The sequence below is a fragment of the Kitasatospora sp. NPDC088861 genome, from assembly GCF_044750105.1.
Classification (GTDB): Bacteria; Actinomycetota; Actinomycetes; order Streptomycetales; family Streptomycetaceae; genus Kitasatospora.
The window spans coordinates 1-17599 of sequence record NZ_JBIVJF010000048.1; the positions used below are offsets into that span (position 1 = coordinate 1).

11 protein-coding genes and 1 pseudogene are annotated in these 17599 nt (G+C 71.6%); 5 read left to right on the forward strand and 7 right to left on the reverse strand.

Annotation, left to right across the window (positions count from 1 at the left end):
- Positions 1-563 precede the first annotated feature (563 nt).
- Positions 564-1397, forward strand: coding sequence for a hypothetical protein (locus ACIP37_RS36520; protein WP_400812350.1), 834 nt, complete (start codon positions 564-566; stop codon positions 1395-1397).
- A gap of 315 nt (positions 1398-1712) precedes the next feature.
- On the opposite strand, the gene ACIP37_RS36525 is transcribed toward ACIP37_RS36520, so the two are convergent.
- The 3 genes from ACIP37_RS36525 to ACIP37_RS36535 form a co-directional block, all read right to left on the reverse strand.
- Positions 1713-7538, reverse strand: coding sequence for a DNRLRE domain-containing protein (locus ACIP37_RS36525; protein ID WP_400812352.1), 5826 nt, complete (start codon positions 7536-7538; stop codon positions 1713-1715).
- 428 nt (positions 7539-7966) lie between these two features.
- Positions 7967-8176: a hypothetical protein gene (locus ACIP37_RS36530; RefSeq protein ID WP_400812354.1), complete on the reverse strand. Its 210-nt coding sequence runs from the start codon at positions 8174-8176 to the stop codon at positions 7967-7969.
- A gap of 373 nt (positions 8177-8549) precedes the next feature.
- Positions 8550-9760, reverse strand: a protein-coding gene (locus ACIP37_RS36535; RefSeq protein WP_400812356.1) for an IS3 family transposase whose coding sequence is annotated in 2 segments (ribosomal slippage) — positions 8550-9514 and positions 9514-9760 — 1212 coding nt in all. Because the reading frame shifts where the segments join, the coding sequence is not laid out codon by codon here.
- A 448-nt stretch (positions 9761-10208) separates the two neighbouring features.
- Between ACIP37_RS36535 and ACIP37_RS36540 the strand changes: the two genes are divergently transcribed.
- The gene (locus tag ACIP37_RS36540; RefSeq protein ID WP_400812357.1) at positions 10209-10658 is read left to right on the forward strand and encodes a hypothetical protein; all 450 of its coding nucleotides are present in this window, start codon (positions 10209-10211) and stop codon (positions 10656-10658) included.
- Between the two features lie 268 nt (positions 10659-10926).
- On the opposite strand, the gene ACIP37_RS36545 is transcribed toward ACIP37_RS36540, so the two are convergent.
- Positions 10927-11304: a hypothetical protein gene (locus ACIP37_RS36545; protein ID WP_400812358.1), complete on the reverse strand. Its 378-nt coding sequence runs from the start codon at positions 11302-11304 to the stop codon at positions 10927-10929.
- A 252-nt stretch (positions 11305-11556) separates the two neighbouring features.
- On the opposite strand from ACIP37_RS36545, the gene ACIP37_RS36550 reads away from it, so the two are divergent.
- From ACIP37_RS36550 to ACIP37_RS36560, 3 genes and pseudogenes are all read left to right on the forward strand, one after another.
- A complete protein-coding gene (locus ACIP37_RS36550; protein ID WP_400812360.1) occupies positions 11557-11817 on the forward strand; it encodes a hypothetical protein in 261 nt (86 codons plus the stop codon).
- A gap of 700 nt (positions 11818-12517) precedes the next feature.
- Positions 12518-12905: pseudogene (locus ACIP37_RS36555) on the forward strand (transcriptional regulator); the annotation flags it as partial.
- A gap of 210 nt (positions 12906-13115) precedes the next feature.
- The gene (locus tag ACIP37_RS36560; protein ID WP_400812383.1) at positions 13116-13742 is read left to right on the forward strand and encodes a TetR/AcrR family transcriptional regulator; all 627 of its coding nucleotides are present in this window, start codon (positions 13116-13118) and stop codon (positions 13740-13742) included.
- 399 nt (positions 13743-14141) lie between these two features.
- On the opposite strand, the gene ACIP37_RS36565 is transcribed toward ACIP37_RS36560, so the two are convergent.
- The 3 genes from ACIP37_RS36565 to ACIP37_RS36575 are packed head-to-tail and all read right to left on the reverse strand — an operon-like array spanning position 14142 to position 17418.
- Positions 14142-14627: a VOC family protein gene (locus ACIP37_RS36565; protein ID WP_363589351.1), complete on the reverse strand. Its 486-nt coding sequence runs from the start codon at positions 14625-14627 to the stop codon at positions 14142-14144.
- 2 nt (positions 14628-14629) lie between these two features.
- Positions 14630-15901: an amidohydrolase family protein gene (locus tag ACIP37_RS36570; protein ID WP_400812362.1), complete on the reverse strand. Its 1272-nt coding sequence runs from the start codon at positions 15899-15901 to the stop codon at positions 14630-14632.
- Positions 15902-15927: 26 nt separating this feature from the next.
- Positions 15928-17418 carry an FAD-dependent monooxygenase gene (locus ACIP37_RS36575; protein ID WP_400812364.1) on the reverse strand — a complete coding sequence of 497 codons (1491 nt, stop codon included), beginning with the start codon at positions 17416-17418 and terminating at the stop codon, positions 15928-15930.
- Positions 17419-17599: the final 181 nt, after the last annotated feature.

A 17599-nucleotide genomic window follows, 5' to 3' on the forward strand; every position in this document is an offset into this window, starting at 1 on the left:
ACGGACCCGGCCGCCACGAGATCCTGAAAACGAGTCCGTGCCGCAAGAACCAAAGCCGGACAGTTGGGGGGAATCCCCTATCGAACACCCTCTGAGATGCACCCGAGAGGCCGCCCTCCGGAGTCACCCGCTCGTGATCCGCGAAGGAGCCGGTATCGTTCGAAGACACCTGGCAGCGGCCGGCCCACCCCTGCCGAACGCCACCAGGTAGGACATCGACGCCCTGGCCCGCGAGGCCACCACACTGGTACGGCCGTGCGCACGGCGGCGAACAGACTGCCCGGACTTCCTCGCATACCTGCTCGCCTGGCAAGGCGACCTGGGGCGTCGACAGCGACACGAACTGGGGCGGCGGGGATGATCCCGCCGGAACGGCGTCAAGCAAAGGGCCAGCCGGAGGATCGGCGGTTCGCGCAGGTCAAGGGCGCAACGCAAGGCCTTGGCCGGGCCTTGCGCCCCGCGTTGCACCCGCCGCGTGGTCAGGAGCGACGCCACCAGGTCGTCGCGGTCAGTCTTCCGCGGTCGTACCGAGGGCCTGGGCGGCTTGGTGCAGGCTGCCGCAGGTGGCGGCCGCCGTCGCGCACGTGCGGACGGTCGGGACAGTGCAGGGCGGGACCGCGGCCCTGCGCTACTGCGCGGAGCTCCTGCGGGAACTGGCAGCGGCAGTCGACGGCAGGCTCGAGTACGCGGTCCGCTCGCTGGCACGCAGCCTGATCGAGGCGACCGTGTTTTCGCTCTACATCCACTTCGGCGGGTACGAGGCCGTCGTCGCGGCAGGCCAGGCGGCCCGGCACAGCGCCGAAGGCATCCAGAACGAGCGCGACAGGATCAACCAAGAGCTCGCCGCCAGCAAGAAGAAGGCGCGGAGCCGCCTCAAGCGGGTCCAGGCGCGCAACGCCGACATCGCGCGCCGCAACACCAGCCGCCCCGATCTGCCGCCACAGGAGCTGATCCAGTCGCCGCACGTCCCGCGGCTGGAACCCAGCCGCGTGGACCTGACCGACTTCATCTCCGCGTTCGGGCCGATCCAGGCCCAGGCACTCCCGGTGTCCGTCATGGTCGACAAGCTGTCCGAGTGGGCGCCGACGCGCGGCCTCGGGCAGGAGAGCCTGCGTTCGATCTACCTGGACTACCGGCAGCTGTCGGTGTTCGGCGCCCACGCCTCCGTACATCTGCTGGACGAGCTCTTCGAACCGGGCCACTACATACGGATCGCCGACCGGCCGGTGCCCAACGATGCCAGCCTGATACTGTGGGACGCTGGCCTGTACTACACGGCCTTCACCGCCGAGTGGGTCCTGAGCGCCGCCGGGTGCGATACACCGGAGAGCACCCGGATCCGCATCTGGACCCAGCCCCAGCCCAACGGGCGCGCCCCCTGGCGCGAGGACAGCTGATCCGCAAGCCGGGTGACCGGCACGTCGGCCAGGCCCTGCCGAGCGACCGTCCCACACCGCTGGCCCACGCGGGACCAGCTGGCCCTACTAGGAGCGTGGGTCAGTATCGGGCAACTGGCTGGGTGATCGTGATCGGCGTGATCGGTCGCGGTGACCCGGTCGCCCGTCTGCGGGCGGCTTTGGGGTGTCTCGTCGGGGCCTCGGCGGGGTGGGCTGGTCGTGTGCTCAGGGGCGAGTGGGACGGCGGTCAGCCTGACGGATCGGCCGGCACCGGGGCCGCTGAGGGCTCGGTGCCGGCCGTCGTGCGCTAGGTCGTCAGAGCTGGTAGACGAGGCAGCCCGCGGCCATGGCGGCCGCCTTCTGCTGCCAGGTGTAGCCGTAGCCGCGGGACGCCCATGCTCCCCGCCCGCACAGGATCACGAAGGGCCTGACCCACGTCCAGGCCCTGCGGGCCCAGCCCCACCCCCACTGGCCGTCGAGGTCGAAGTGGGTGTTCGGGTCCTGGAGGACGTAGTCGTAGGCGGTGGCGTTGCCGCCCGGGACCGGGTCGGTGGTCAGGAACCGGCCGAGCGTTGGGTCGTACAGTCGCACGCCCATCAGGACGGCCCCGGTGGGTGTCTCGGCCGAGCGCTGCTGGGAGCCGAGCCAGCCGTACCGCAGGGGGGCGGTTCCGGGCGCGCGGTTGCCGTACTCGTCGTAGTTCACCGCGATTGGCGCCCTGGTTTGGTCGAGCGGCAGGACGACCACGATGTCGCCGTGCAGGTTGGCGAGTTGGAGCAGTACCCCGCCGGACTTGGCGGTGGTGGCGCCGAGACCGCCGGCGGGGGTGGCGACCTGGCGGGTGAGCTCGCCGGTGGTGGTGTCCTCGACGGTCCAGCTGGGGCTGTCGCAGGCGCACCCGTAGTGGTTGATCCGGCTGCGGGAGGGGGTCCAGCCGGTGCCGGGGTTGACCTCGGAGGTCCAGGCGCGCAGGCGCAGAGCCGGGTCCAGGGTCCAGGTCTGCCGGTCGGTGGCGGTGCTCTGCTGGCGGACGAGGTCGTTGGCGAAGTAGGAGGTGGTGGCGCCGGGTTGGGCCGTGGTTCGACCGAAGGAGTCGTAGACGTAGCCAGGGTCGGTCAGGCGGTCGGCGGTGTCGTAGCGGTGTTGTTCCGGGGTGCCGCCTGAGGCGGCGCAGTCGGCGCCGGGTGCGGCGTTGACAGAGCTTCGGGTGGTGCGGTTGGTGTTGCGGTCGAAGGTGTAGGTCCTGGTGGTGCAGACGCCGTCGGCGGCCGAGGTCGTGCGGGTGAGGCGTCCGACAGTGTCGTAGCCGAAGACCTGCTGGGAGGCCGCGGTGAAGGTGGTGGTGTGGGTGGCCCACTGGTTGTGGACGGTGGTGCTGATCCCGTCGCCCAGGACGGTCGTGCCGTCGCTGTCGCGGGTGTAGGCGCGGCTGATCAGGGTGCCGGTCGGGCTCGTGCGTTGGCGCATGGTGTAGCCGCCGGGCAGTCCGGTGCTGACCACGGTGCCGTCCGCGTCGTAGCGGGCGGTGAAGGGGCCAGCCACCGAGTCGCTGACCGCGGTGGCCAGGCCGCGTGGCTCCACGGCGGTGTCGTAGGTGTAGCTGAGGGTGGAGGGGGCGGAGTCGGTGATGAGGACCGGCCGGTCGAGCCGGTCGTAGCGGGTCGTGGTGGTGCCGCCGTCGGCGTCGGTGTAGGCGATTTGGCGTCCGAGGCGGTCGTAGGCGGCGGTGATGGTGCCCGTGCCGGCGGCGGCCGTGCTGACCTGGCGGCCGCTGGTGGCGTCGTAGGCGGTGGTTACAGCCGGGACCTGCTGGCCCGGGCCGGTGACGGTGGAGCTGGTCCGGCGGCCGGCGGCGTCGTAGCCGGTGGTCGTGGTCCGCTGGTCGCCGTTGGCCGTTTCGACGGTGCTCGTGGTCTGGCCCCAGCGGTCGTACTCGCTGGTCCGGCGGGGAAGTTGGGCGGGGTTGGTGCCCCCGCCGGTGATGTCGGCGGCGGCTCCGACGGAGCAGATTTGGTCCGCCCACTCGGGCCGGCTGGCGCAGGGGCCGCCGCCGTCCGCGGTGTAGTAGGCGGTGGTCGTGGTGCCCGCGTCGGTGCCGGTGGAGGCTGGCAGACTCATACTGGTCACCCGCCCTTGGGCGTCGTAGCCGGTGGTGGTGGTGAGCCGGGCCCCGTCGGGGTCCTGGATGCTGGTGGTCGGCTGGCCTTTGGCCCAGTCGTAGCCGATGGCCGTGGTGCGGGCGTCGGCGAGTGGGGCGGTGTCGATGCGAGGCTGTCCGCCGACGGTCTCCTTGGTGACCTGGTCGCGCACAGTGGCGGTGCCGTCGGTGGGCCGGCCGCCGTCGTACTCTTTCACCGTCCTCTGCCGCAGGGGCAGTTGAGTGCCGGCCTCGGCGATCACGGTCGCTCCGGCGGTCAGTTTCCGTTCCAACGTCGCGTAGTGGAGCGGGCCGAGAACCTCCAGCTCGCGGTTGCCGCCGACGCTGTAGGTCGTCGTGGTGGAGAGCAGATCGGCTCGTTCGGCGCTGCCGAGGGCGGCGATGCCGAGGTCGGCCAGGGTCGCGCGGTCCTGGTCGGTGGTGCCCAGGGCCAGCGCGCGGTTGGCCGCGGTCAGGTGGCGGACGGTGTGGCCGGCGGCGTCGTGGTCGGTGGCGGTGACGGCCCCTCCGGGCCGTGCGGTGTCGGTCTCCAGGCCGGAGGCGTCCAGGTAGTGCACGTCGGCACGTCCGTAGCCGTTGGCGGGGAGCTGCGTTCCGGTGCCAGCGGCGGGTGTCTGGTCGGTCGGGAAGACGGCGGTGGCGTCGGTGGGGGTCTCCCGCTGGCCCCAGGAGGCGGTGGCGGCGCGGCCGAGGTCGTGCGGTGCGCCGGCGCCGGTCACCGGCACGTCGTAGACCAGGGTCGTGGTGGCCGTGCCGTCGACCTGGTCTGCGGAGCCGGGGGCCAGGGTCGGGCGCGAGGCGGTGAGCAGCATGCCGTCGCCGGCGGCCGGGGAGTTGCCGGCCCGCCCGTAGGCGAAGCTCCAGGGGAGCTCGCCCGGCAGGGTGAGTCGGGTGACGCGGCCCGCCGTGTCGTAGTCGTAGGCGGTCTTCAGCGCGGGGGTGATCCTGGGGTCCCAGGTCTCCCGGAGCCGTCCGTTCACCTCGTAGGCATAGCGGCTGACGTCGACGGCGGTGGCGCTGTTCGCGCCGGGTTCGGTGGACCACAGGCGGATCGCGGTGACCTGGCCGGCGACGTCCCCGAGGGCGGCGTCGGTCGCGGTGGTGGCGGGGGCGTAGACGAACTCCAGGACGCGACAGCCGCGCACGGCCGGGTCGGCTGTGCAGACGGACGATGCGACCGCGCTGGTCGGGCTCACCACCCGTTGGGGCCGAGCCAGGACCCGCCCGTCGGGCACGGTGACGTTCTGGGAGACGATCGTGCTGGTGGTGTTGTCAAGCCCCCGGGTGGACGAGCGGGTGAGGGGCCAGGCGGCTGCGGCGGGGTCGGTCCGGGCGAACTCGGCCGTGTCGCCGTTGCTGTCCGTGAGCGTGAAGCCGGCGGCGAAGGAGCCGGTCAGGGTGAAGTGGGCCGCACCGGGTTCGGGGATCCAGCCGGTGGCGGTCCCATCGGCGGTGAAACGCAGGGCCGTGCCGTCGGTGCGCCGGACGTCCAGCGAGGTATCCGAGGTGCGGCCGATCGCGGTGTAGCCGGAGTCCTTGCGGCCGGTGGTGGTGCCGGAGAGCCACTCCTTACCGAAGATCGCGGCCTGCCCCGCTTGAGCTCCGCCCTCCTGGGGGGCGCGGGAGGAGGCGGTGCGGGTGATCGCCGTGCCAAAGAAGGAGGCGTCGGTGCGGCTGAGGCCGTAGCCGCCCGTCAGCAGGTTGACCGTGCCGGGGCCGACGGCCGCGGTGGCGGCGTTGTCGGCGGTGCGGTCGACGATCGCCTTGAGCGGGTCGCTGGAGCCGGTGGCGCCGCCCGGCCCGGTGAAGTCGGCCTTCAGCTGCACCGCGCCGTCGGGGTTGACGGTGGTGGCGGCGTCCCAGGCGAGTTCCGGGCTGCGGCCGGCGGCGAGCGCGACCGGCCAGCCGGTGAGCGGGGATCCCGCCGCGCTGACGTGGCCGGGCGGGATGGGTGCCCAGGCGTCGGCGTCCGAGCGCCGCCAGGAGAAGGTCACGGCGTCGAAGCGCCCAGCGTCAGCCTCGGCCTGGAGCGGCAGCCGGGCGGCGGTGCGCCGACTGTCGGAAGGCCTGGTGATGCCGCCGGAGCCGACGTGGAACTCGTATGACAGGGCCTCGGAGCGGTTGTCGGCCCGGTCCACGCTGCGCACCTGAAGGGTGTTGGTTCCGCCGTGGGTCGGAGTGGCCAGCAGGTTGACCGGTGTGCCGGTGCCGCCGGTGGCGATGCGGGTCCAGGTGGAGCCGTCCAGGGTCCACTCCAGCCAGCGGTGGTCCGTCGGTGGCGGTGTGACCACGAAGGTGCCGCTCTGGCCGACGCCCTTCACCCAGGCGGCCGAGGGGTAGTCCGTGGAGGTCACGGTGGTCGGCGCGGAGGGCGCGGTGGTGTCCACCGTGAAGGTGCGCCAGGGTGACCAGGCGAGGTTGTAGTGGGTTCCGTCGTACGGGGTGCTGCGGAAGCGGTAGGTGCGGCCGTCCTGGAGCAGGCCCGCCGGGACGGTGGCGGACAGCGGTTCCCCGCTGGCGCCCCACGGGGACACCAGGTAGCCGCCGACCGGTTGGTCGGTGGCCGCGTCCACGATCTGGAAGGTGCCATTGATCCGGTCGTTGTTGGAGTCGGTGAAGGTGTCGCGCAGGACGGGGGTCAGGGTGTTGACGGTGTAGACGCCGTCGTCTGCGAAGAAGGGCGGGCCGGCCTGCTGGTCGGTGCCGGTGCGGGGACGGTAGTTGAAGGTAACCGAGAGCTTGGGGATCTGGTTCGCGGCAGCGTTGCCGGAGTAGAACCTCTTCCACCCTCCGGTGTCAGCCTCATTGGCGGCGCGTAGGCCCATGCCCTGCCTGCCCACCGAGGTCTGGCCCGCCCAGTACTGGAGCAGTGTGGTGACGTCGGTGTTGACGTAGGCGCCGTTGGAGCAGTTCTGGCCGCGGGTCTCGGTGGTCGTCGTGAACTTCTGTAGCCAGGTCGGTTGGTTGGTCCAGCGGCTGGCGGTCGTCGCGTTGTTGGTGTCCCAGATCTCCCAGGCGGCGGGTTTGGTGCAGTCCCAGGAGTGGAGGTTGTAGAGGGACAGGGTGGCTTTGGAGACGAGGGCGTCCTTGATGGGCGCCATGTCCCAGCTGATGAAGGAGCGGGCGATGCGGGGTTTGGTCTTCGGGGCGTCCGCCCAGTCCCCGGGCCAGCCGATCTTCAGCTCGGTGGAGCTTGACGCGTCGGCCGTCTCGCCCTGCTGGACCCAGGTGTCGAACACGTCGGACAGGACGGTGTCCGACGGATCGACCGTCACGGGGTAGCGGGTCGCCGGGTCGGCGAGGAACGCGGCGTCGGGGCTGAGGCGCAGTTCCACGGTGTCGCCGGACTGCGTGACCTTCAGGCCCACTGGTGCCCGGCGGGTGTGCTCCCCCGACTTCTCGTCGACGGTGGCGTCCCACATGACTGGGGCGGGCATCGTGGCGAGTTCGCGTCCGGTGGCGGACTCGGTGAACGTCACACCGCCGTCATCGTTCTGGCGCGCGTCGATTCCCGGCGCCTTCAGCGGCAGGGTGTAGTCGGCGGGGCCGGCGGGGCGCTTCTTGAGGATCACGGACTGCTCGTAGCCGGTGCGGGTAGCGTCGATGACGAGGTCCGCGTCGGGCAGGACGTCCTGGTAGGTGGCCCGGGAGCCGTCCAGTCGGGGTTCGGGCAGCCCGCCCCGCCACTGCACCGTGACGCCCCGGCCACCGGCGCTGAGGGTGAGCAGGTCCTCGGCCGGGGTGCCGGCGGCCTCGGCGAAGGAGTCGACGCGCTTGGCGCTCGGCGCCCCGGCCAGGGCGAGCGAGCGCGGGTGGGCCTTGGAGGCGACGGAGCCGTCGGGGCGCTTGGCGAAGGTAACGTCGACGTCGGCCCAGTCGCCCTCCGGGCGGCGCATCCGCACCGGGCCGGCTGCGGCCTCCAGGGTGAGGGTGCCGTCCGGGTTCGCCCAGGTCGTCGCCGTCTCGGTGCGTTCGGTGGGCACTTCCACCGGTTTTCCGGTGAGCCGGGCCGCGAGCCGGGCGGAGGCCCGGTCGCGGGCTGGCTGCCCTGCCGCGGCGGGCAGACGGTCACCGCGCGGAGACTCGGGCGCGGGCCTGGCCGAGGCGGGCTGCGCTCCGAGTAGCAGTCCGGCCAGTAGGGCGGCGGAGAGGGTGGCCGCCGTCCATCGGCCGCGTGGTGTGCGGGCCCGGGAGGGGGGCGGGCCCCCCACGGTTGGTTTGAACCATGACACAGGCACACTCCAGGGGTGATCGCCGGAACGGGACGCTGTCCTTGGGTTACGCATGTGCGCTCGGGCGGCGGCCCGCGCCGTGGATCCGCGCTCGGCGGACGGGGTGGCCTGGTGTGGGGACGGACGCGGGGCCGCGCTTCGAAGGTCGCCCGGATCGAGCGGTGATGTATATGCCTACTTCATCGGCGGGCGCAGAGGCGGCCGTGGCCGCGGCCGCGGCCGATTCCCGCTGACGAACGGCCGGTTCCGCCATCCGGCACGGGGCCGGGGCTGGCGCGGGGCGGCTGCCAGGCGGGGTGGTCGAGGACCTCGACGACGGCCGCCGCCAGCGAGATGCCGTTGCCGGTGAGCAGAACGTGGTCACCCGGGCCGACCGCGTGGGTGTTCATGAAGTGGGCCAGCGAGAGGATCTGGTCGCAGGCGCCCAGGTGGCAGAGGGTGCGCCGGCGTGGAGACAGGTGTTCTCGTAGTCGGCGCTGGCCTCTTGCGCTGGGGCCTCCAGTGACTCGACGAGGCTCCGAACGCCCTCCGCGGTCCGTTCGGCTCGAAACGACGCCGTGCAGAGGGCACTAGTGTGATGCGCCACAAATCATGAGGGTAGTAATTACCGTGATGCCTGGACGACTGGGTTGATCTTGGCGAGGTAGTCGGCGAGGGACTTGAGGATCTCGTCGGCGGTCTTGGTCCAGGTGAACGGTCTCGGGTCCTGGTTCCAGGTGTCGATCCAGACTGAGGTGACCCCCGGATTGTGGACACAGGGGTTTACGCCGCGAGTGAGAGTTTAGCCGTCGTGCGTTGCTGTTGTTCGAACTCCATCGGGGAGAGGTAGGCCAGTGCGCTGTGGCGTCGCCTTGCGTTGTAGTACGTGAGCCATCGCAGGATCACCATTCGGGCCTGCTCCATCGTGGAGAACAGCGTCCTGAACAGAGCTTCTCGTTTGAGGCTCTGCCACAGGCTCTCGGCCAGGGCGTTGTCGTAACTGGAGCCGACCCGACCCATGCTGCGTCGGATCCCGTACCGGTCGCAGACGTCCGCGAACGCGGCTGAGGTGTATTGCGACCCGCGATCGGAGTGAAACACCACCCCGGCTACCTCGCCGCCCCGGGCCGCCACTGCCATCTCAAGGGCGTTGACGACCAGTTCGGCCCGCATGTGCGGGGCCATCGACCAGCCCAGGACCCGGCGTGAGCAGATGTCGATCACGCAGGCCAGGAACAGCCGCCGGCCGCCGACCTGGATGTAGGTGATGTCGCCGCACCAGCGCTGGTCGAGCCGGGAGGCGGTGAAGTCCCGCTGCACCAGGTCCGGCACCGGAGGCGCCACCGGATCGGGGAGGGTGGTCCGCTTCCGGCGGCGAAGGTGGCGGCCGATGATGCCGTGCTCGCGCATCAGCCGTGCCACCCGCTTGCGGTTCACGTGGTGTCCGGATCCTTGCAGGTCGGCATGAACGCGCAGGACTCCGTAGGTCTCGCCCGAGACGGCGTGGATCTCGCGGATCTCCGCCGCCAGGGCCTGATCGGCTGCCTGCCGACTGGCACGGGCGTCCGCACCGGCCAACCACCGGTAGTAGCCCGAGCGGGAGACCTGCAGCACCCGGCACAGCCGCTGGACGCCGAACTCGCCGGCATACTCGGAGATGAAGTCCCAGCGGCGGGACGTCACTTCATCTCCTTGGCAAAATACTGGGCCGCCCGGCGGAGGATCTCCCGCTCCAACTGCCACTCCTTCTCCGCCTTCAACAGTCGGGCGTTCTCCGCTCGCAAGCGGGCCAGCTCCTCCTGGTGGCCCTCCGGTCCCGACCCACCGGCTGGAGCTTGCCCGCCGCCGTCGGCCGCACGAACCCACAACCGCAGCGTCTCCCGGGTGATCCCCAGGTCAGCCGCGACGTCCTTCATCGTCCGCTGCCCCGCCGAGGCCCGCCACAACGCCACCGCGTCCGCCCGGAACTCCGGCGTGTACTTCCGCCCTGCCATATGAACCATCTTCCCGGACCATCAAGATCCGCCATCAGAGTGTCCACATCACAGGGGTCACCTCACTTCCGTCAAGGCCCTGGAGGACGACATCAAGACCTGGATCGCGGCCTGGAACGACAGCCCCCGACCCTTCACCTGGACCAAGACCGCCGACGAGATCCTCACGTCCCTCGCGGACTACCTCACCAAGATCAAGCTACCGAACCCACCATCAGAGTAGAACTTACCCTCGCGATTTGCGGCGCATCACACTAGCTCGGCTCGGCACATCTGCTGTGACTCAGCACGCTACTTGTCGCCAACCGCACTACTCGACGTGCGGTTCTCCGGGCCGGGCAGCACGACAACTGTCGCCGATTCGGCGAGGTATCTGTCGGTTGGCGATCGTTCGGCAAGCAAGTTGTCGCCAACGCGGCGCCAGGCCAAAGTGGCCGAGCTGGAGGCCATGGACCAGACCGCCGCAAAGCTGCTGGCACTGGACCGGGTCGGCGTCAGGACACTGGAGCGCTGGGAGCGCAAACGGCGCCGCTTCGGGGTGATCGGCTGCGCGGACGACCGATGGCTGCGCGAGAGCGGCGGGCACCCCAGCATCTCGGAGGAGGTCCGCGAAGCGATCCTGACCGTTCGAGAGGAGACCAGGCACCACCGTTCCAAGGTGGACGCCCGCACCCGGGAGACGATGATCCACCGCTACGTCCGCGAGACGTTCCCCGGCCAAGAGATCAAGGTTCCCAGCTACGACACGCTCACAGACGGGTCTGGCACGAGTGGTTCGGCCCCGGCCGTGGTAGGCAGCGCTACGAACGCTCCGCGTCGCTGCCCGAGAAGGACGGGCACGTGCTGGTCACCAGGCCGGGCCAGGTGGTCGCGCTGGACACGACGATCTTGCCGGTGATGGTCTGTGAGGGGGTCTTCGGCGGCCCGGTCCGCGTCCACCTGACGCTGGCTTGTGCACGGTTGGTTACTGACCGCGTATGTTGCGCCGGTGAAGCAGAGATCCGCGTGGACGGTGCACTACACCAGCCGCGATGTCGCCCGGCCCGCAGCGGTACTGCCCAGGCTTCGTGACCTGCCCGAAGACCTGACGCCTTGGCTCGACGAGGCCGGGCTGCCCGATGGGCTGCCGTTCCTGCTGTCGCCTCGATTCGAGTATGACGTGGTGCTCAACTCGTACGGCCGCGCCAGGTCGGCAGGGTGTGGATGGTCCGGCCGGACCGGTAGGTGACGTGCCGCAGATGCAGGAAGCGGTGATCCGTCTCGCGACGGCGCCGGCCTTTCTCGGCGGCGTCGTCCAGGTGCACGAGCGCTTCCCTGGCGACCCGACGCAGGTCGCCGTCCTGGTTCCCGAGCTGCCCGAGGTGGAGGTGCTCCCAGGTAGCGGTGGAGACCACGGTCCCCGTGACGAGCGCTCCGTCCAGGACCAGGGTGACGATGACGTCCTCCGCAGCGACGCCCGGGCTCTCCGCGCCGAGGCGCAGCAGTTCCAAGTGCGGATCTGTGTGGTCGTCCTGCTGGAGCATCGCCCGCAGGGCGGGCGCCACCGCTTCTCGCCACAAACCCTGTTCTCGGGTCAACCCTTGAAGGACTTCGAGCGTTGACCACTAAGCTGAGCGTGAGGGCAGGCGCTGCGGCCGCGTACCTCGTTCGGGCACTCACGGTCGTGCCTGGCCACCGGCGGCTGGCCTCTGGCCCAGACTCGTTGCTGCCAGCGCACTTCGGGGGCCGAAGAGGTCCCCCTTCGGCAGTGAGAGGTCCAGCACGTGAAGATCCGACAGGCACTTGTCCCCGTTGTCTTGAGCGCCGTCGCGCTCGGCACCGTCGCGGCCACTGACGCCGCGGCCGCCCCGTCGCCTGCCAGGGCGACCACCTGCGGCCAGGCGGTCCGCAACACCCAGGGCGACCTCCGGCAGGCCGGAGCCCCGACCAACGCCACCACCTGGCAGGGAGTGCGCAACGCCGCGCAGAACTTCCTCAACAGCCACCCTTGGAGCAGTCCCGCCACCGACGTCATCAAGATCGACGTCAACGACCTGAACCGGTTGTGCGCGAAGTAGCAGGATTCGCGCTCAGCTGGTGACAGGCTCACTCCGGGGTCTGGAACACCAGACGCGCGATGTCCCGCCGGCTCGCGCTCACGTCTACGCGGTACCTGCGCGGTGCAGCGAAGCGTGGCCCGGTCGTCCCGTCGGTAGCCGCGTGGGGTGGTGGGGCCGCCGAGCCGCTCACGGCGGCCCCAACGATGCCGCCCGCCCCAACCGTCAGGCGGCAGACCATCCGGCACAGGCAGAACGCGCCCGGCCGGAGATCGCACCTTTCCGGTCGTGGGCCGAACGCGTTCTGGAACGATCACCGGGGTCGCGGGCAGGGGGCTTCGCGCAGGAGGGCTGCCGCGTGCAGCGGGTCCCGGGCTCGGGCGGAGCCCAGGTGGCGGACGGCGCTGACCTGCCAGGTTCCCACGCTATCGGGCAGAGCAGAGCAGTGCCGAGCAGGGCGGGGCGGGTGATGGCCGTGACGTCGGTGATGGTGGCCGCCGGGGCCGTCTGTCTACGCGGTCTTGGCCAGGTGAGTCTCGAAAAAGTCGGTGAGCTTCGAGACCGCGGGGCCGACGTGCTGCTCCTTGTCGTAGAGGTCGACGTGGCTGGCTCCGTCGATGTCGCCGACGTCACGCAGGCCACGTCCGCCCGGCAGCCCGCCGGGCGAAGTGCCGACCCGAAACTGCACCAACTGCTCGACGGCATGTACGACATCCCCGCCATGATCCTCGACCGCCGCATGGATGTGCTGGCCTGGAACCGGGGCGCGGCAGCCCTGCTGGCCGACTTCGCCGCACTGCCCGAGCGCAAACGCAACCTGATCCGGCCAGCCTTCCTCGACGACGCCTACCGGTCCCTGTACGCGGACTGGGCACGCGCTACCCGCGAGTGCGTCGCGGTCCTGCAGATAGAGGCCGGATGCACCCCAACGACCGGACCTTGGCCGCCTGGTCGGCGAACCCACCGCCTGGGACGTGGACTTCCGCACCTGGTGGGGACGCCACCAGGTGCGCGGGCCCAGGCAGCTCACCAAGACCTACCGCCACCCGGTCATCGGCACCGTGACCCTGGCCGTCCAGCAGTTCTCCGTCGACACGCAGCCCGACCAGCAACTCGTCGCCTATACGGCTCCTTTGAACTCGCCCTCCCAGGAGGCACTGCGCTTCCTCCTCCAGTGGTCGGCCCGCCCACCCGACCGGACGATCACACCACGGGCCGGGGCCTCAGCCGGTGATGGGTTCTCTCCGGCTCCAGCGGACCTGGTCGTGGCCCCGCTGAACCTGAAACGGGAACAGGCGTTTTCGTTTAGAGTTTGGGGTATGCCCCGACTGAGTGACGAAACCCGGGAGGAGCGGCGGCGCCACATCCTCACCAGCGCCTGGCACTGCTTCTCCCGTGACGGATTCCACGCCACGTCGATGGACGACGTGATCACCGCGACCGGCATGTCCTCCAGCGCGGTGTACCGGTACTTCCGCAGCAAGGACGACCTCATCTTGGCCGCCGCGGACGAGTCCCTGGCGCTGGTCCGCAACCTGTTCAGCGGGCTGCTGGAGCAGCGTCCCACCCCGTCGCCGGCCCAGGTCGTGGCCGCGATGGTGGCCGAGCTGCGCGACCGCGACCCGGGGCAGGGTGGCGACCTGCGGCGCATCGCCATCCAGGCGTGGGGGGAGGCGCTGCGCAGGCCGGAGCTGGCGGAGCGGACCCGTTCGTTCTACCTGGACGTGCGCGGCAGTCTCGCCGAGCTGGCCTGGCGGTGGCGCGAGGAGGGGCGGCTCGGGCCGCAGGCGGACCCGGAGGCGGTGGCGTCGGTGCTGATGTCCCTGATGCCGGGGCTGCTGGTCGGGCGCTACCTGGTGGACCCGGTCTCGGTGGACCGCATGGTCGAGGGCCTGTCGGCCCTCGCTTCGGCGTTCCCCCGGGGAGAGGGTGGAGACGGGCTGTGACCAGTGCGGCGGGTCCGTCGACTCGCGGGCGTTGAAGGGAAGTTCGGGCCTCCGGGTCGGGATGGCCCCGGCGGCCGCAGTGGTCCTGCGCGGCGGGGAGGACGGTCGCCGTGGTCGGCGTCGGCGTCGGCCGCGGCGGTTCGGCGGCCCGCCCCTCCGGCCGCAGGTGCGGCCGGGGCAGTGGAGGCGCTTGCCCCGGCCGGCGGCTGGCTGGCAGCCGCGCTTGGCTCCGTCAGCCCGGATGAACGCGCCGGCGTCTTCCGGGAGTTGCCGGTCACCAACGGACCGTGCCGAAGTCGTCCGACCGTAGTTCTGAACATCCCTTTCTCCGCCCGCGGCGCGGGGAGAGCGGGGTGTGGTGCCGCGGGCGGTCGGTCTGCCGGGGGCAGGGACCGGGGTTCACGGGGCGGGCGCCGTGCCCGGTGGGACGGGTGCGAGCCAGGGCGAGTCGTACTCGACGTGCTCGGGGCCCAGACCGTGGGGCGTGTTGGTGTAGAGGCGCAGGCGTAGCCCGTCGGGGTCGGGGACGACGAGGAGCCAGCCCGCGAGGGCGATGACCGGCGGTGAGTGGGGGACGTCGAGTGCGTCGAGGTGGGCGGTCCAGCGGTCGAGGGCGGGTCGGTCGTCGACGGCGAGGGTGAGGAAGTCGTAGCCGTTCAGGGCGGCGCAGGTGGCCGGGTCGAGGCGCAGTTCGAGGCGGGTGCCCAGGCCGGGGGCGTCGAGGATGACGGCGAAGAGGGTGCCGTCGGGGCGGCGGTGGTCGAGGGCCTCGATGCGGTGGGCGCCGAGGACCGCGGTGTACCAGCGGGCGCTGCGTTCCAGGTCGGTGACGGGTAGCTTGAGGTGGTGGATGCCCGCGTGGGGCGGGGCGGTGGTGGGGTTCATGGTCAGCTCCGGATCTCTTCGGCGCCGGTGGTGACGAGGGCGGGGCGGTCGACGGGGGTGCCGCGGCGCCACAGGTGGGTGATGGCGCGCAGGGCGGTGATGTCGCGGGTGGGGTCGCCTTCGACGAGGAGCAGGTCGGCGCGTAGTCCGGGTGCGATGCGGCCCCGGTCGGTGAGGGCGAAGGCGTCGGCGGGGGCGGCGGTGGCGGCGGTCAGTGCCTGGGTGGGGGTGAGTCCGGCGGCCACCAGCAGGGCGAGTTCGCCGTGGTAGCTGATGCCGTGGGTGGTGGGGTGGCCCATCCCGCCGGTGCCGTCGGTGCCGGCCAGCAGGGGGACGCCGAGGTGGAACATGCGTAGGGCTGCGTCGGCGGCGTGGGCCGGGTCCATCCGGATCGGGCCGACGCGCTCGGCGGGGTTCGTGGTGCGGATGCGGTTGAGTTCGGTGAGCCATCGTGTCTCGGCGTAGGGGCGCAGCCGGGGGTCGTCGGCGAGTGCGTACTCGGCCGGGGTGGGGGTCATGCCGGTGAGTGCGGTCAGGGTGGGGACGACGAAGACGCCGTGTGCGGCGGCTGCTTCGATCAGGTCGTCGCTGCAGGGGCCGTCGGCGGGGGCGTGGGCGAGGCCGTCGATGCCGCAGGCGATGGCCTGGCGGGTGGCGGTGCGGGTGAGGGTGAGGGCGACGGTGCGCAGGCCGTGTTCGTGGGCGGCGTGCACCAGGGCGGTGACGGTCTGCGGGGACATCAGGGGCATCGGGTGGCCGATGGCGGTGCCGTCCTCGATGAAGATTTTGAGGTGGTCGGCGCCTTCGGCGACCCGGGCCTCGACGAAGGCGTCGGCGTCCTGCCATCGGGCGAGGGTGGGGAAGGGCTCGAGCAGGCCGGATGCGACCAGCTGGCCGGGGTGTCCGCCGGGGGCGGTGGCTCCGGTGGTGGCGACGCGCAGGTCGGCGAGGTCGTCCCGGTCGCCTGCGGCGGCCCGCAGTCGGCGGGCTGTTGCGGGTGCGCCGCCCATGTCGAGTTCGGTGGTGATGCCGAACAGGAGGGACTGGCGGAGCTGTCCGGTGTCGGTGGCGTGGGTGTGGGCGTCGATCAGGCCGGGGAGCAGGGTGCGGCCGGTTGCGTCGATGACGTGCGCGTCCTCGGGCAGGGGCAGGGCGTTGCCGACGGCGGTGATGGACGGGCCCTGGATCAGGACGTCGCGGGCCGGGTGGAGGCGGGTGCCGTCGAAGACGGCGGCCCGGCGGATGAGGGTGGGGCGGGAGGCGGGAGTGGTCATGTCCGTGACTCCTTCGAGCGTGCGGTTCAGGCCGCGGGCTCCAGGGGCAGGTGGTCGGCCAGGTGGGCGAGGACCTCGCCGGGCGTGGCCGGCAGGCCGTGGGCGGCGAGGTAGCCGTCCGGGCGGACCAGCAGGGTGGTGTCCAGTGCGGGGATGTGCCGGACCGTCAGGAGGCCGTGCAGCGCGGACGTGTCCGGGGCGGCGGTCGGTTCGGCGGGTGCGCCGGGCAGGGCCAGGGTCCAGTGCAGGCCGTCCGGGGGGACGAGCCGTGGGCTGACCCGCGTGCCGGGGCGCGGGGTGCCGAGGTCGGGCTGGTCGGTGTAGCCGATGTCGAGCTGGGCGAGCTTGGCGGCGATCCAGTCGGTGATCCCCGGGGTGCCGGCGGCGGCGGACAGCAGGGCGTTGCGCCGCAGGCAGGCGGCCGGGTCGGTCAGGGCGGCGACCTCGGCGAAGCGGGCGGTGAAGGAGATGAGTGCGCGGGCGACGGGGTGCCGCTCCCGGTGGTAGCTGTCCAGCAGCTCCTCCGGTGCCATCGCGCTCAGGACGGCGTGCAGCTTCCAGGCCAGGTTCCCGGCGTCCTGGATGCCGGTGTTCATGCCCTGCCCGCCGGCGGGGCTGTGGGTGTGGGCGGCGTCGCCGGCCAGCAGGACGGGCCCGGCGCGAAACGACTCGGCGACCCTCTCCTGCACCCGGTACGTCGAGGCGGCGACCACCTCGGCGACCCGCGCCGCCTCCCGCGCGGGACCGCGCTCGGACAGCAGCCGCTCGACGTCCCCCGCGCACGGCGCGGCCGATCCGGGCGCGGCGGGGGCGACCAGCCGGTGCAGGCCGCCGGCGAGCGGCGAGAGCAGCAGCATGCCCGCCCCGGAGAGGAAGAACGTGGGGTCCTCGCAGGCCGCGGCCCGCGTGCCGGCCTGGAGGCGGACATCGGCGAGCGCGAACAGCTGCTCCCGCGCGTCGCCGGGGAAGGCGATGCCCGCCGCCGTGCGCACCGTACTGTGCAGGCCGTCGCAGCCGACCAGGTAGCGGGCGGACACGGCGCGCACCACCCCGTCCGGGCCGGCGACCGTCGCCATCACGCCGGGATGGTCGGGGGTGATGCCGAGCAGGCGGTGGCTGCGGTGGACGGCGCCACCCAACTCCTCCAGCCGCGCGAGCAATTGCTCTTCGGTGGTCTGCTGGGAGGCCAGCAGCATGTACGGGTGGGGGGTGTCCAGCTGGTCGAAGCAGGCCCGCAGGAGCGTCCGGTCACGGTCGTGGAGGCAGAACCCGCGCGCCTTCGTCCCGGCCCGGACGAGCGGGGCGCCGACGCCGATCAAGTCCAGGTACTCCAGGGTGCGGGGCTGGACGGCCGCCGCTCTGCTGCCGGTCCCGATCCCGGCACCCCGGTCGATCAGGACATGGGCCACACCCAGCTGACGCAGGCTCACCGCCAGCGCCAGGCCGGCGGGACCGGCCCCGACGATCAGCACAGCGGTCTGGCAGGGAAGAGGCTCGACAGGCGGTAAGGCGGTCATGACACGCTCCTCGCCGTACAGGAGGGCGGCCGCCGGAGGGCTCCCGGCAGCAGCACACAACCAGCGAAAACGAACGTTTCCGTTCATCTCGACGGTAGCAACCCATCCCTCATAGCGCAAACGGTCGTTTCGCTTTGGGATGGGATCGCCAGCTCACCCTATGCCATTATCGTCATTTCGA